The sequence below is a fragment of the Nocardioides conyzicola genome (assembly GCF_039543825.1).
Lineage (GTDB): Bacteria > Actinomycetota > Actinomycetes > Propionibacteriales > Nocardioidaceae > Nocardioides > Nocardioides conyzicola.
The window spans coordinates 854,278-868,607 of record NZ_BAABKM010000002.1 but is presented as its reverse complement, the minus strand read 5'-3'; the positions used below and the strand labels follow the sequence as shown (position 1 = coordinate 868,607).

Below are 14,330 nucleotides of genomic sequence, written 5' to 3'. Positions count from 1 at the left end.
GAATGTGTGCAGGCCTCCGGGTCTGTACGACGTCGCGTGGCCTTCGGCGCCACCGCGGCGGTCCTGGGCCTCACGTCGGTGCTCGGCACCGGCCTGATGTCCACGGCCAACGCCGACGACCCGGCGACCCTCTCTGGTGTCGTCCTCACCGTCGGCTCCTCGGAGTCGCAGCGCGTCGTGTCGTGGTACGCCTCGACCAACACCGCCCAGGTGGTGCAGGTCGCCCCGACCGCGTCGCTGGTCGCCGGTGAGTTCCCGTCCGACGCGGTGACCTTCTCGGCCACGGTCGCCGCCAACTCGGTCAACGGCGGCTTCAACGGCCACGCCACGATCGACGGCCTCCAGGAGGACACGGCGTACTCCTACCGCGCCGGGGCCGCTGGCGCCTGGTCGCCGACGTACTCCTTCAAGACCCAGGACTTCGAGGGCGACTTCGACTTCCTCTTCTTCGGTGACCCGCAGATCGGCGCCTCCGGCAACGTCGCCAACGACGGCGCCGGCTGGGCGGACACGCTGAACGTTGCCCTGGCGGCCAACCCGGACAGCGAGCTGCTGGTCTCGGGCGGCGACCAGGTCGAGACCGCCAACACCGAGTCGCAGTGGGACGCGTTCCTCGCGCCGTCGCAGCTGCGCCAGTACCCGTGGGCGGCGACGATCGGCAACCACGACGTGGGCGGCAAGGCCTACGAGCAGCACTTCTGGACGCCGAACACCGACCGGTCGGCGGCCTTCTACACCGGCGCCACCAACTCGGGCGGTGACTACTGGTACATCTACAAGGACGTGCTGTTCATCGACCTGAACAGCAACGCCTACGCGGCCGGCTCCGACGCCGCGCACATCCAGTACGTCACCGACGTCATCAACGCGCACGGCGCCGCAGCGAAGTACACCGTGCTGGTCTACCACCACTCGATCTACTCGCCGGCCTCGCACGCCAACGACGGCGACGCGAAGGTCCGCCGCCAGGACTTCCCGACGGCGTTCTCCACCCTGGGCGTCGACCTGGTCCTGCAGGGTCACGACCACGCCTACTCGCGCAGCTACCTGATCAAGAACGGCCAGAAGGCGAACCCGGACGAGCAGGCCGGCGCGGCCGAGGTCTTCCAGGGTCCGGGCGGCGTGGTCTACGTGACCGGCAACTCCGCCTCGGGGTCGAAGTACTACGCCCTGACCGCTCCGGTCGCCGGTGAGTTCGGCCCCGACCCGACGGACACGAGCTCCGGCCGCAAGCGCCACTACGCCAACTCGGTGGAGAGCCAGGAGAACAAGCGGTCCTACGTGAAGGTCGCGGTGCGTCACGACAAGCTGGTCGTCGAGGACATCCGCAGCGAGGTCTCGCCCAACGGCACCGTCGGCTCCACGATCGACAAGGTCGCGATCCGTCCGTACAACGGCGAGGGCCAGGCCATCTCGGTCGACGTCCCGCAGGCCGGCCCGGGAGAGTTCGGCTGGTCGATCGACGGCAACAACGACCTGGTCGACCTGGGCCGGGCGGCCGAGGGCCACGGGTTCTTCCTGGCCTCGGGCGACATCAACCCGATCACCGTCACCGACACCCGGCCCTCCGGCGCGGCGTGGGCGGTCAACGGCCAGGTGGCCGACTTCAAGGACGGCGCCAAGACGTTCTCCAGCAAGTTCCTCGGCTGGCAGCCGCACGTCTTCGGCGAGGGTGCGGGCGCCGCGGCCGGTGACCCGGTCGAGTCCGGGTTCAGCGCCGGCACCGGCCTGTCGGTCTCGCGGACCCTGGGCTCGGCCGCGGCCGGTCACTCGCTCGGCGACGCCGAGCTCGGTGCCGACCTCAACCTGAAGTTCCCGACGTCGATCGACAAGGGCAACTACCGCTCCACGCTCACCATCACCGCGGTGAGCTGACGCACCACCACCCCGGTGGGGTGGGCGATCGGGCGCCCACCCCACCACCCCCTCTCACCTGCTGCACGTCTCACGAGGAACACCACATGCCGCGCACCCGCCAGTCCCGCACCGTCGTCCTCGCCCTGCTCGCCACGCTGCTGTCGACCGTCGGACTCGTCGGCGTGGGCGCGGGCACGGCGTACGCCGCCGACGACGACGTCGCCTGGGCGGTCCGGACCGCCTCCAACACGTTCGGGGCGGACCGGCAGAACTACCGCTACACGGTCAACCCCGGCGGCTCGGTCCGGGACGGCCTCGTGGTGGCCAACCACGGCAGGAAGCCGATCGAGCTGGCGGTCTACGCGGCGGACGGCTTCACGACCGACGGCGGCCAGCTCGACCTGCTCACCCCGGACCAGAAGTCGGCCAGCATCGGCGCGTGGGTGCACGCCGACCGCGACACGGTCCGCATCCAGCCCGGGAAGTCGGTCGAGGTGCCGTTCCGGCTGACGCTGCCGGACAACGCGACGCCCGGCGACTACCTCGGCGGCATCATCACCTCGCTGCGGCAGGAGGGGACCGGCGCCAACATGAACGTCGACCGCCGGCTCGCCCTCAAGGTCCGGCTGCGCGTCGGCGGCGACCTGGATCCGGGACTGAGCGTCGAGGGCCTGCACGTCTCGTTCGACGGCCCGAAGAACCCGTTCGGGACCTCTGGCGCCACCGTGGACTACACGATCCACAACACCGGCAACGCGATCCTCGCCGCTGGGCAGAAAGTCTCCGTGACCGGCCCGTTCGGCCGGCTCGGCGTCGACGCCGCCGACGTACCCGACTCGCCCGAGCTGCTGCCCGGGGAGAAGTGGCAGGTCTCGGTGCCAATCCACGGGCTGCGGCCCGCCGTACGCCTGACCGGCACCGTCACCCTGACGCCGCTGATGACCGACGCCGCCGGCTCGGTCAACCCGCTCGCGCCCGTCGACACCACGACCCACGCCTGGGCCGTCCCCTGGGCGCTGCTGGTCCTGCTCCTCGTGGTCGCCGCGGGGGTCGCCCTCGGTGTCGTCCTCACCCGACGGCGCCGCGCCGAGGCCAAGCGCCGCGAGGACGCGCGGGTCCAGGAAGCGGTCGCGCAGGCGGTCCGCGAGAGCGCCGGAGCCGGCAAGTGACGCTCCGTCGCAGCCGGTGGGCCGCGGGTCTCGTCACGGCCACGCTCGCCCTCTCCGGGCTCACCCAGCTCGGTCTCGCCGCACCGGCGTCCGCTGCCGACGGGCCGTGCTCGTACGACGGCGCCGGCTCGGTCGACCTCGACGGCTCTCCGGCGGTCGGTGCCCCGGTCACCGCGACCGTGGTCGGCGCCGGTGCGGGCCAGACCCGCTACACCTGGTCCGGCACCGGCTTCGGCGCCCCGGTCCACGGCTCGACCCTCACCGCGCGCCCCGACGTCGTGGGCGCGCCCGTGCACCTCGCCGTCCAGGTCCGGGGCGCAGGCGGTCGCACGTTCGCGGCGAGCTGCGACTTCCCCCGCGTCGCCTGGGGCCACCTCGCGAAGCCGGCTGCCCCGAAGGTCATCGGTGCGCTCGTCCTCGGGGAGACGCTCCACGCCGCTCCGGGGGCACAGGTCGACCTGCCCGACGGCGCGACCTACCACTACGAGTGGTTCGCCGGCGACAGCCCGAGCGCCTTCGCGACGGGTCCGGACCTCGAGCTCCGTCGCGCCCTGGTCGGCAGCCCGCTCACCCTCAAGACGTTCGTGACCGCCCCGGGCCGGCTGGACTCGGAGTGGTCGGCCCCGACCGTGACCGAGCAGGTCGTCGAGGCCACGCTCGCCCAGCCGGGCGCGCCGTCGATCGCGGGCACCGCCTCGATGGCCGGCACGCTGACCGCCAGCCCGGCCGCGGGCGACGACGTGCCCGACGACGCGGCGTACGAGTACCGCTGGCTCGCCGACGGCGCGGAGTTCGCCACCGGCCCGCAGGTGACCCTGGCCGCCGGCCAGGTCGGCCACGCGATCACGGTCGAGGACCGGGTCTCCGCGACCGGCTACGCCACCTCCGCCTGGTCGGCCCCGTCCGTCGCGACGGCCACCGTGACGCCGGGCGAGCTCGCCGCGCCGACGTCGGTCACCATCACGGGTACGCCGACCGTGGGTTCGACCCTGAGCGCCGTCGTCGCGGGCGAGTGGACGCCGGGCACGCAGGTGGTCTTCACCTGGAAGGCCGACGGCGTCGCGTTCAGCACCGCCCCGGGCGCCATCACGCTCACGAACGCCGAGGCCGGCCGGTCGATCTCGGTCGAGATCGCCGGCTCCCTCGCCGGCTACACCGGTCGGAGCATCGAGTCCGCGGCGGTCGGCCCCGTCGCCGGCGTACCCCTCCCGGACCTGACGGCACCGTCGAAGGTGACGGTCGCCGGCACGCCGAAGGTCGGGCGGACGCTCACGGTCGCCACCACGGGCTCCTGGACGCCCGGGGCCACTCTCACCTACGCCTGGAAGGCGGACGGTCGCTCGTTCGGCACCAGCTCGTCCACGGTCGTCCTGACCGCCCGCGAGGTCGGCAGGCGGATCACCGTGACGGTCACCGGGTCGCTGACCGGCTACCGGCCGGCCTCGGTCGTCTCGGCCGCGAGCGCCAAGGTCGCCGCGGGCACGCTGACGGCGGCGACGCCCAAGATCCAGGGCAAGGCCAAGGTCGGCCGGATCCTGACCGCCAAGCCGGGCCGCTGGACGCCCGGGGTCAGGCTGACCTACCGCTGGTTCGCCAACGGCAAGCGGATCAGCGGAGCGACCTCCTCGCGGCTCCGGCTGACCAGGAAGCTCGACCACAAGCGGATCACCGTCCAGGTGACCGGCCGGCTCACCGGCTACGCCACCGTCACCAGGACGAGCCGGCCCACCGGGAAGGTGACCTGATCGGCTGCGTCGGACGCATGGAAGACTGAGCGCCGTGGAAGCCCGGGTCGACCCCGCCGTGCTGTGGGCGCGCGCACTCGTGGTGGGCTCCCTTTCTTTCGTCCTGGGCGTCATCGGTCACGTGAGCGCCGACGGTCTTCTCCCCGGACCGTTCTTCCTCGCCGTGCTCCTCGCGATGTCCGTGCTGCTCAGCGCGCCGATGCTCAGCCGGCCGGCCTCCTCGGTGCGGATCGTGGCGATGCTGGTCGGCGGCCAGACCCTGCTCCACCTGGTGCTCTCGGTCACCGCCGGCCACGCGGGCGACCGGTCGACGGCGAGCGCCGCCGCCCCGCGGTCGAGCGCCCTGGGCACCCTGCCGGTCCTCGACGGCCGACGGGTCGGCTCGCTCCAGGACGCCTACACCGGCGCGAGCGACCAGCCCGGCGGGCTGGCTCCCACGCTGCCGATCGGCCACCTGATCGGCGACCTGTCCGCGCACGCACCGATGATGGCCGCGCACCTCGTCGTCGCCGCGCTCGTCGGCCTCTGGCTCGGGTACGGCGAACGCTGCCTCTGGACGCTGGTCGCCCTCACCGGCCGGCGGATCCTCGCCGCGGCCTGGGCCTTGCGGCCCGTCGTCACCGCTCCTCGACTCACCTCGGTCACGGCCGAGCGCACCCTCACCGGGCCGCGCTCGGTCTGGCTGGTCCGCCCCGACTCACGACGCGGGCCACCTCTCCTCCCTGCCTGACCAGCAGACCACGCCGCGCCCGCACAGGGCCGTGGCGTACTTGCGCGTTCCCGCGCGCCCACCACTTCGAGGAGAACCATGACCGACGTGCTCGCGTCCCGACGCGACCCCGCAGACCCACCCCGACCCACCCGGCCAACGACCTCCGGCGGCTGGTTCCGAGCCGTGTGGCGGTGGCACTTCTTCGCCAGCTTCCTGGTCGTCCCCGTGCTGCTCCTGCTCGCGGTGACCGGCCTGATCTACCTCTTCCGCTTCCAGCTCGAGCCGCTGCTGCACCCGGACCTGATGAAGGTCGACCCGCCGGCCGGGGCCGTGGCGCAGCCCTACCTCCAGCAGCTCGCCGTCGTGGAGTCGGCGTACCCCGGCTCCACCGCGGTCTCGCTGACCGAGCCCAAGAACGCCCACAGCCCGACCGTCGTCTCGATCACGACGGCCGCGGGTGAGGGTCGTGACGTGTACGTGAGCCCGTACGGACCCGAGGTGCTCGGCTCCCTGGACCCCGACGCCACCCTCTCCGGGACCGCGATCCGGCTGCACGCCGACCTGATGACCGGGAGCAGATGGGGCGGGTACGTCCTGGAGCTCGGCGCGTGCTGGGCCGTCGTGATGGCGCTGACGGGCTACTACCTCTTCGTGCGCGGCTTCCGCGCCCGGCGGCGCGCGCGCCAGGCGGACCGGCGCGGCGCACGGCTGCGCTGGCGGCACGGCCTGGTGGGGGCCGTGGCGGGCGTCGGGCTGCTGACGTTGCTGGTCAGCGGGCTGCCGTGGACCGACTTCTGGGGCGCGAAGGTGCAGACCCTCGCGACCGAGCGGGGCACGTCGCTGTGGAGCGTCGACCCCGGCGCGGCCAGCAACCCGTCCTCGACCCTCGACGAGTCTCTGCCGCACAGCCACGCGAAGGACATCCCGTGGGCGCAGCAGGACTCGGAGGTCCCTTCGTCCACACCACCGGCCGACGGCGAGGAGCGCAGCGTCGCCAACGTCGACACCGCCCTGGAGGTCGCCGACCGCGCGGGGCTGCGGCACCCGATGACCGTCGCCCTCCCCGCGGCCGACGACGCCGGCGGGGTGTTCTCCGTGATCGGCTACGCGTTCGACGCACCGTCGGACGAGAAGACCGTGCACGTGGACCGGTACGGCGGCGAGGTGCTCTCGACGTACGGCTTCGACGACTACCCGGTGCTGGCCAAGGTCGTCGCGCAGGGCATCGGCCTGCACGAGGGCAGGAGCCTGGGACTGTGGTCGTTCTGGGGCTCGGCGCTGATGTGCGCGGGGATCATCTTCATGTGCCTGAGCGGGCCGCTGATGTGGTGGCGCCGCCGGCCGAGAGGCGCGGCGACGCTCGGTGCGCCGCGCGGGCGGATGCCCGTGAAGGGCACCCCGCTGCTCGCGGTCGGCCTGGTCGCACTCGGGGTCTTCCTGCCGTTCTTCGGCCTGTCGCTGCTGGTCGTGCTCGTCCTCGACCAGCTGGTGCTGCGACGCGTGCCGGCGCTCGGCCGGTGGTTCGCCGTGACCTGAGCGCCCTGGTCAGTGGGAGGCGCGCCGCGCGCTGCGTTCCTCGTGGCGCGCGGTCCGCCTCCGGCGCAGGCGGCGGACCAGCCGCGGGGCGTGCTGCTCGGCCGCCGGCAGGTCGATCAGCCGGTTGAGCAGCTGGTGGTAGCCGGTCGGCGACAGGTCGAACCGCTCGCGGACGGCCTCGTCCTTGGCACCGGCGTGGGAGATCCAGTCCTCCTCGAACGCGAGGATCTCGCGGTCGAGGTCGGTCAGCTGGTCACCTTCTCCGTGCATGGAGAAATCCTCACACGAGGCCGCTGGAGACGAGGAACCGGTCCACCTCGATCCGCAGGGCCACCCGGAGCGGGTTCGGCTTCGGGGTCCGGTAGCGCGCGGCGTACCGCTCGACCGCCCGCTGCACGGAGGCCTCGTCGCTCCGGACCTCCGCGCGGCCCTCGAGCGTCGACCAGCGACCCCCGTCGACCTGGCAGACCGCGACCCGGGGGTCGGCGGCGGCCTGGTGCGCCTTGCGGGAGGCGCCGTTGGTGATCACCCACGCGCACCGCTCCTCGTGGTCGAGCGCCAGCCCGACGGGGACGACGTGCGGGCGCCCGTCCGCTCGCAGGGTCGTCAGCGTGCACAGATGCCGCTCGGTCCAGAACTCCAGGAGCGCTGGGGGGAAGGCCTCCCAGCCAGGCTGCCACGACGTCACGCGCACATGCTGGCACGGGTGGGCGGATACCTTCGAGGCATGCCCAGCTTCGCGCGACTCGTCGACACCCTCCTGGACCGCACGGTCGCCCCCGGCTACACCAGGATCGGCCCCGCCGTACGCCGGCACCTGGCGACCTGGCCGGACGATCCGGAGCCGGACGCGCTGGTCGGGCGTCGCGCCCTGGTGACCGGGGCCAGCAGCGGGCTCGGCGCCGCGACCGTCGAGGGCCTGGCCGCCCTGGGTGCGGAGGTCGTGCTGGTCGTCCGCGACACCGACAAGGGCGCCCGGGTCGTGCGCGAGGTCCAGGGCCGGCTGCCGCTCGCCCGGCTCGACGTGCAGCGCTGCGACCTCGCGGACCTGGACGACGTACGCCGGTTCGCGACCTCGTCGACCGACCACGTCGACGTGCTGGTCCACAACGCCGGCGCGATGCCGCCGACCCGCACGGAGTCGCCCCAGGGCCACGAGATGACGATGGCGCTGCACGTGCTCTCGCCGGTGCTGATGACCGAGCTGATGGGGGAGCGGCTGCGGGACGGACGGGTGGTGCTGGTGACGTCCGGCGGCATGTACACGCAGCGGCTGCGCGACGACGACCCCGAGTTCCTCACCGGCGAGTACTCCGGGACGACGGCCTACGCGCGCAGCAAGCGGGCGCAGATCGAGCTGCTGCCGATCCTGCAGCGGCGCTGGCAGCCGCTGGGTGTCGACGTGCACGCGACCCATCCCGGGTGGGCGGACACCCCCGGGGTCGCCGAGTCGCTGCCGACCTTCCGCAAGATCACCGGCCCGCTCCTGCGCGACGCCGCGGGCGGCGCCGAGACGACCGTCTGGATCTCCGCCACCGAGCCGCCGCCCGAGGGTGGCCGGCTGTGGCACGACCGGCAGCCGCGGCCGACCCAGCTGCTCCGGCGCACGAGGACCGGCGACGTGGAGCGGGACCGCATGTGGGCCTGGGTGTCGGAGCAGCTAGGTCTCTAGATCCACCTGGAGAACCAGATCCGGTCCAGCCACTCGCTGTGCGTGAGCAGCTGGTTGGTCCAGATCGGCCAGAACCAGGCGAAGTTGAGCAGCACCAGCACCAGGTAGGCGCCGACGACGACCACGCCGGCCGTACGCCGGGGGCTGGGTGCGGTCGACCGCCCGAGGATCCGCCCGATGGCCATCGTGATCGCGAGGACCATGAACGGCAGCGTGATGACCGCGTAGAACGAGAAGATCGGCCGGTCGTCGTACTGCAGCCAGGGCAGCCAGGTCGACGCGGCGCCGACGACGACGACGCCGTACCGCCAGTCCCGGGCGCCGATCCACGTCACCAGGGCGAGGAGCAGGGCGAGGCACCCTGCCCACCAGATCGTGGGAGAGCCGAGCAGCAGCACCTGGCGCAGGCAGGTGCTGCCGGCCGGCGCGTCGCAGCCCTGCGTGCCCGGCTGGATATCGGTGTCGGCGGCGACCCCGACCGGACGGTTGAGCAGCAGCCACCCGGACGGCTTCGAGGCGTAGGTGTGGCTGCTGCAGTTGAGGAAGTGCGTGTGGAACTCGTAGACGTCGTGGTGGTAGTACCAGAGCGACCGCAGCGACTGGGTCACCTCGCCGAGCCCGTGGGCGTCGGGCTCCCCGGCGGTCGGCCAGCGGTCGTCGTTCAGCTTGGCCGGGTCGTCGCAGGTCTTGCCCTCGGCGACGAAGCGCGTGTACTGGGTCGAGGAGAGGTTCTCCTCGTACTGGTGGGCGTTGACCAGCCAGCCGGTCCAGCTCGCGACGTACACGACGAGGCCGACCAGGACGATCTGCACGAAGGCCGGGATCCCGTCGGCGAGCACCGACTTCGGCACCGACCAGCGGACCCCGAACGAGCGCCGGGCGCCGGCCGACCAGACCCAGGCGAGCAGCCCGAAGGCCGCCATCGGGTAGACCGCCTCCCACTTCGTGCCGCACGCCAGTCCCCAGGCGACCCCGGCCGCGACCAGCCAGGGGCGGAAGAGCAGGCCGCGGACGGGTCCCCACGCCCGGCCGTCGAGCTGCTCCGGGACGAGGCGGGCCATCCGGGCGCGGTGCCAGTCGCGGTCGGCCACGATGCAGTGCACGCCGCAGAGGATGAAGAACGCGACGAAGATGTCGAGCAGGGCGAGCCGGGAGAGCACGAAGTGCAGCCCGTCGAAGCACAGCAGGAGGCCGGCGATGCAGCCGAGCAGCGTGGAGCCGGTCAGGCGGCGCGCGAGCCGGCACATCACCAGCACCATCAGCGCGCCGACGACGGCGGCCGACACCCGCCAGCCGAACGGGTCCATCCCGAAGGCCTTCTCGCCCAGGGCGATCAGCCACTTGCCGACGTCCGGGTGGACCGCCATCTCGGGGGTGTCTTTCCACTGCCCCGTCGTCTGCCCGGCGAGGATGTGCTCGTTGGCCTTCGTGACGTAGTCGCGCGCGTAGCCGTAGTGCAGCAGCGACCAGCCGTCCTTGGCGTAGTACGTCTCGTCGAACTCGAAGACCCGGGGCTGGCCGAGGTGCCACAACCGCAGGAAGAGGGCCAGCAGCGCGACCGAGATGCTGCCCGCCCAGCCGACGAACGGGTCCTCGGCACGCATCCGGCTCCGGGCCCGCTCCCACGCCGACGGCACGGCCCTGCCCGCCGCGTTGGTCGAGAGGCCGACACGCTCCTGCGGAGGCTCAGGCGGCGCGGCGGTCGTCACGGTGGAAGACTCTAGATCGTGACTCCTGACCCCGGCGTGCTCGTCCTCGCAGCGACGCCGATCGGGCGGGTCGCCGACGCCCCGCCCCGGCTGTCCGAGGAGCTCGCCACCGCCGACGTGGTCGCCGCCGAGGACACCCGGCGGCTGCGTCGCCTCACCCATGACCTGGGGGTCACGGTCACCGGCCGGGTCGTGTCGTACTTCGAGGGCAACGAGTCGGCGCGGACGCCGGTGCTGCTGGAGGCGCTCCTCGCCGGCGAGCGCGTGCTGCTGGTGACCGACGCCGGGATGCCCAGCGTCTCCGACCCCGGCTACCGGCTGGTCGTGGCCGCGGTCGAGCACGACGTCGTCGTCACCGCCGTGCCCGGCCCCTCGGCCGTGCTGACCGCCCTCGCCGTGAGCGGGCTGCCGGTCGACCGGTTCTGCTTCGAGGGCTTCCTGCCCCGCAAGGCGGGGGAGCGCTCGCGGCGGCTCGCCGACCTGCTCCGCGAGCAGCGCACGATGGTCTTCTTCGAGGCACCGCACCGCACGGAGGCGGCGCTGGCCGCGATGGCAGAGGCGTGGGGCGGCGACCGCGCGGCCGCCGTGTGCCGGGAGCTGACCAAGACCCACGAGGAGGTACGCCGTGGGCCGCTCGCGGACCTGGTGACCTGGGCGGCCGAGGGGGTGCGGGGCGAGGTCACGATGGTGGTCGCCGGAGCCGCGCCGTACGCCGAGGTCGGCTCCGACCCCGCCAGCCTGCTGGCGGCCGTCGCGGAGCTCGAGGCGGACGGCGAGCCCCGCAAGGACGCGATCGTCGAGGTCGCCCGCCGCGCCGGCGTACCGAAGCGCGAGGTCTACAACCTCGTGCACGGGGGAGAGAGGAAGGCATGACCGACCGGATCCGCGTCCTGCACCACGACGGCCTGACGTTCGACGTCCTCGACGAGGGGCCCCGCGACGGCAAGCCGGTGGTGCTGCTGCACGGCTTCCCCGAGCGGAGCTCGACCTGGCGCCTGGTCGCGCCGCTGCTGCACGAGGCCGGGCTGCGGACGCTCGCGCTGGACCAGCGCGGCTACTCGCCCGGCGCCCGGCCGCGGCGCCGCCGGGACTACCGGATGTCGAAGCTGGTCGGTGACGTGGTCGCGCTGATCGAGCAGGTCGGCGAGCCGGTGCACCTCGCCGGCCACGACTGGGGCGCGGCGGTCGGCTGGGCCGTCACCCTGCGTCGCCCCGACCTGGTCCGCAGCTGGACCGCGGTGTCGGTGCCCCACCCGGCGGCCTTCGCGCGTGCCATGAAGACCAAGAGCCAGCGCCGCCGGTCCCGCTACATGCTCTTCTTCAACGTCCCGCTGGTCCCGGAGCTCAGCGCGCGCTCGGTCGGTGGCCGCTTCGACCGGAGCATGCGCAAGGCCGGGATGACGGCCGACGAGGTCGAGCGCTTCCGCCGCGAGATCGTCGAGTACGGCGCGCTGCCGCACGCGCTGGGGTGGTACCGCGCCCTCCCGCTGCTCAAGCCGGGCTCGACCGACTACAAGACCACCGTCCCGACCACCTTCCTCTGGAGCGACCGCGACATCGCGATCACCCGCGGCGGCGCGGAGGCGACCCGGGAGTGGGTGGACGCGCCGTACCAGTTCCTCGAGCTGAGCGGGGTCAGCCACTGGATCCCGACCCAGGCGCCGGACGACTGCGCCGCCGCCATCATCGAGCGGGTGCTGGCCTCCGAGGTCGGAGCATGAGGCCTCCGGCCCCCGAGCCGCTGCCGCACCCGGTCGTCGACAACCACTGCCACCTCGACATCGCGCGCGGCGACGAGCCCGCCGTGCCCGTGGTCGAGGCGCTCGCCGCGGCCGCGGCCGTCGGCGTGCCCCGGATCGTCCAGATCGGCTGCGACCTGCCGGGCGCGAGGTGGGCGGTCGAGGCGGCCGCGACGTACGACGCTCTCGTGGCCGGCGTCGCGCTGCACCCCAACGAGGCGCCGCGGCTGGCGTCGCTCGACGACGCGATGGCCGAGATCGAGGCGCTCGCGGGCGCGCACGACCGGGTGCGTGCGGTCGGCGAGACCGGGCTCGACCACTTCCGGACCGGCGAGGAGGGGCGGGCCGTGCAGGAGGAGTCGTTCCGCCGGCACATCGACCTCGCCAAGCGGCTCGACAAGACGCTGGTGATCCACGACCGCGACGCCCATGACGACGTGCTGCGGGTGCTGGACAGCGAGGGCGTCCCGGAGCGCTGGGTGATGCACTGCTTCTCGGGCGACGCCGACTTCGCTCGCGCGTGCCTCTCGCGCGGGGCGTACCTCTCCTTCGCCGGCACGGTGACCTTCAAGAACGCGTCCGGGCTGCGCGAGGCGCTTGCGATCGCCCCGCTCGACCGGGTCCTGGTGGAGACGGACGCGCCGTACCTCACCCCGACGCCGCACCGCGGCGAGCTCAACGCGTCGTACCTCGTGCCGCTCACCGTCCGCGCCATGGCTTCCGTCCGCGGGGATGACCTGGGTGACCTCTGCGCCGCCCTCGACGCCAACACCGAGGTGGCGTTCGGTGGGGGTTGGTAGGTGGTCAGGGATACCCGGTTAACCGGGTATCCCTGAGCTTCTCGGGCACTGCAAGGCCCCAGAAGCTGAGGAAGTGCCTGAGGAGCTAGGCCGGGAGCGGGTCCGGCCGGGCCTCGGCGAGTACGGCGTCACGGTCCTCGGCCAGCACGAAGCCGGCCGAGATCGCGGCGTCCGTGGCGGCGGCGTACGCCGTGAGGTAGTCGTCGTGCGACGACCAGATCGGGTGCGGCAGGGGGAGGGTCCGACCGAAGAGCGCGCAGATCGGTGAGGCGCCGGGCGCGGCATAGCCGGACAGGACGTCGGCGGGCGCGTCGACCACGGGTGTCCGGACCCCACCGACCACGTTGCCGACGGGGTCGAGCACGAAGCCGTCCCCCTCCACCGACAGCCGCGGCGCGGACGGAGCGGGCGCGCCGCCCCGCGCCCACGACTCCAGCCACCGCAGGGCCGCGCGCACGACGTACGCCTGCTGCCCACGGTTGACCGGGTCCGGGCAGCCCAGGAACGTCTCGAACTCGCCGATCTGGAACCGGTCCGCGTGCGCGGCGCCCGCCACCTCCCACAGCCGCAGCAGCGTCGCGTCCGGCTGGCGGGCCGGCAGGTAGGCGATCCGTCCGAAGAGGTCGCCCTCGGTCTGCACGATGATCACCGGCACGTCCGTGTCGTCGCGGACCGGAGTCGGCCGGGCGCCGATCCGCACGGCGAGGTCGATGCCGGCACCCGGCGTGCCGAGCGGCATCGCCGAGCCGGGGCGGCTGTGGATCAGGAAGCCGTCGAAGAGAGCGGTCTGCGCATGCACCACGTTGACGTACGTCGTCAGCGCGAACGCCGACTGCGACTCACCGATCGCCAGCACGCACGTGGCCCCGAGCGACTCGGCGAGCCCACGCGCGACCTGCGTGTAGATGTCGTAGGAGTAGGCGTCGCCGGGATGCAGCAGCGCGCCGTACCTCTCCGGGTCGACCGTCTTCAGCCCGGACGGCCCGGCCCCGGCGTCGACCGCGGCCGACCCGCCCTCGACCCCGATGAACTGCGCGGACACCCCCGCCCAGGCGTGGCCCTGCCGGACCAGCTCGTCGGCGAGGTAGGTCCAGTCCGGACCCGCGTCCGAGCCGCTGCTGACGTTGAGCCACTCGACCACCAGGGTGCCGCTGGACGAGGCTGGCGAGGCCGGTCGGCGCACCACCACGCGGGTCCGGTACGCCGCGTCCGGGTGCGGCTCCTCGGCGTACGAGACCGCCGTCCCGGCGGCGGAGAGCTCGGTCTCGACCCAGCTGGCGGCATCGAGGTCTGGACCGGGCGTCGCGGCCATCAGCGAGACGCCGTTTCCGCTGGTCAGAGGGGTGAAGGCGGCTGTTCGGGGAGCGGGCACGCGGCGACTTTACTCACGA

The 14,330-nt window shown here is 73.2% G+C and carries 13 protein-coding genes; 9 read left to right on the top strand and 4 right to left on the bottom strand.

Annotation, left to right across the window (positions count from 1 at the left end):
* Nucleotides 1–36: 36 nt before the first annotated feature.
* The 5 genes from ABEA34_RS07265 (at nt 37) to ABEA34_RS07245 (ending at nt 7,019) form a co-directional block, all read left to right on the top strand.
* Nucleotides 37–1,875 (top strand): purple acid phosphatase family protein, encoded by a 1,839-nt coding sequence (locus ABEA34_RS07265; protein WP_345520577.1) that lies wholly within the window; start codon nt 37–39, stop codon nt 1,873–1,875.
* Nucleotides 1,876–1,961: 86 nt separating this feature from the next.
* Nucleotides 1,962–3,026: a WxL protein peptidoglycan domain-containing protein gene (locus ABEA34_RS07260; RefSeq protein WP_345520576.1), complete on the top strand. Its 1,065-nt coding sequence runs from the start codon at nt 1,962–1,964 to the stop codon at nt 3,024–3,026.
* Complete coding sequence (locus tag ABEA34_RS07255) at nt 3,023–4,771, top strand: hypothetical protein (protein ID WP_345520575.1); 1,749 nt, start codon at nt 3,023–3,025, stop codon at nt 4,769–4,771. The genes ABEA34_RS07260 and ABEA34_RS07255 overlap by 4 nt, the downstream gene beginning before the upstream one ends.
* A gap of 34 nt (nt 4,772–4,805) precedes the next feature.
* Nucleotides 4,806–5,501 carry a hypothetical protein gene (locus ABEA34_RS07250; RefSeq protein ID WP_345520574.1) on the top strand — a complete coding sequence of 232 codons (696 nt, stop codon included), beginning with the start codon at nt 4,806–4,808 and terminating at the stop codon, nt 5,499–5,501.
* 78 nt (nt 5,502–5,579) lie between these two features.
* Nucleotides 5,580–7,019: a PepSY-associated TM helix domain-containing protein gene (locus ABEA34_RS07245; RefSeq protein ID WP_345520573.1), complete on the top strand. Its 1,440-nt coding sequence runs from the start codon at nt 5,580–5,582 to the stop codon at nt 7,017–7,019.
* Between the two features lie 9 nt (nt 7,020–7,028).
* Here ABEA34_RS07245 and ABEA34_RS07240 read toward each other — a convergent pair whose 3' ends face one another.
* Both ABEA34_RS07240 and ABEA34_RS07235 read right to left on the bottom strand, forming a co-directional pair.
* Nucleotides 7,029–7,289: a DUF3263 domain-containing protein gene (locus tag ABEA34_RS07240; RefSeq protein ID WP_345520572.1), complete on the bottom strand. Its 261-nt coding sequence runs from the start codon at nt 7,287–7,289 to the stop codon at nt 7,029–7,031.
* Between the two features lie 10 nt (nt 7,290–7,299).
* Nucleotides 7,300–7,707, bottom strand: coding sequence for a pyridoxamine 5'-phosphate oxidase family protein (locus tag ABEA34_RS07235; RefSeq protein ID WP_345520571.1), 408 nt, complete (start codon nt 7,705–7,707; stop codon nt 7,300–7,302).
* A gap of 39 nt (nt 7,708–7,746) precedes the next feature.
* Between ABEA34_RS07235 and ABEA34_RS07230 the strand changes: the two genes are divergently transcribed.
* Nucleotides 7,747–8,691 carry an SDR family NAD(P)-dependent oxidoreductase gene (locus tag ABEA34_RS07230; RefSeq protein WP_345520570.1) on the top strand — a complete coding sequence of 315 codons (945 nt, stop codon included), beginning with the start codon at nt 7,747–7,749 and terminating at the stop codon, nt 8,689–8,691.
* On the opposite strand, the gene ABEA34_RS07225 is transcribed toward ABEA34_RS07230, so the two are convergent.
* Nucleotides 8,688–10,400 (bottom strand): dolichyl-phosphate-mannose--protein mannosyltransferase, encoded by a 1,713-nt coding sequence (locus tag ABEA34_RS07225; protein WP_345520569.1) that lies wholly within the window; start codon nt 10,398–10,400, stop codon nt 8,688–8,690. The two genes, ABEA34_RS07230 and ABEA34_RS07225, sit on opposite strands and share 4 nt — an antisense overlap.
* A gap of 15 nt (nt 10,401–10,415) precedes the next feature.
* Here ABEA34_RS07225 and rsmI point away from each other — a divergent pair, with 15 nt between their 5' ends.
* Genes rsmI through ABEA34_RS07210 form a run of 3 tightly spaced genes read left to right on the top strand, consistent with a single transcriptional unit; the run spans nt 10,416 to nt 12,939 of the window.
* A complete protein-coding gene (gene rsmI, locus ABEA34_RS07220; RefSeq protein WP_345522765.1) occupies nt 10,416–11,273 on the top strand; it encodes a 16S rRNA (cytidine(1402)-2'-O)-methyltransferase in 858 nt (285 codons plus the stop codon).
* Nucleotides 11,270–12,121, top strand: a complete 852-nt coding sequence (locus ABEA34_RS07215; RefSeq protein WP_345520568.1) for an alpha/beta fold hydrolase — start codon at nt 11,270–11,272, stop codon at nt 12,119–12,121. Before rsmI ends, ABEA34_RS07215 begins: the two co-directional genes overlap by 4 nt.
* Nucleotides 12,118–12,939 carry a TatD family hydrolase gene (locus ABEA34_RS07210; RefSeq protein WP_345520567.1) on the top strand — a complete coding sequence of 274 codons (822 nt, stop codon included), beginning with the start codon at nt 12,118–12,120 and terminating at the stop codon, nt 12,937–12,939. Before ABEA34_RS07215 ends, ABEA34_RS07210 begins: the two co-directional genes overlap by 4 nt.
* 85 nt (nt 12,940–13,024) lie before the next feature.
* Here ABEA34_RS07210 and ABEA34_RS07205 read toward each other — a convergent pair whose 3' ends face one another.
* Nucleotides 13,025–14,311, bottom strand: coding sequence for an alpha/beta hydrolase domain-containing protein (locus ABEA34_RS07205; RefSeq protein WP_345520566.1), 1,287 nt, complete (start codon nt 14,309–14,311; stop codon nt 13,025–13,027).
* Nucleotides 14,312–14,330: the final 19 nt, after the last annotated feature.

Coding starts and splice junctions, on each gene's coding strand:
- ABEA34_RS07215 (WP_345520568.1), top strand. CDS start 11,270: ATGACCGACCGGATCCGCGTCCTGCACCACGACGGCCTGACGTTCGAC.
- ABEA34_RS07260 (WP_345520576.1), top strand. CDS start 1,962: ATGCCGCGCACCCGCCAGTCCCGCACCGTCGTCCTCGCCCTGCTCGCC.
- ABEA34_RS07230 (WP_345520570.1), top strand. CDS start 7,747: ATGCCCAGCTTCGCGCGACTCGTCGACACCCTCCTGGACCGCACGGTC.
- ABEA34_RS07245 (WP_345520573.1), top strand. CDS start 5,580: ATGACCGACGTGCTCGCGTCCCGACGCGACCCCGCAGACCCACCCCGA.
- ABEA34_RS07210 (WP_345520567.1), top strand. CDS start 12,118: ATGAGGCCTCCGGCCCCCGAGCCGCTGCCGCACCCGGTCGTCGACAAC.
- ABEA34_RS07240 (WP_345520572.1), bottom strand. CDS start 7,289: ATGCACGGAGAAGGTGACCAGCTGACCGACCTCGACCGCGAGATCCTC.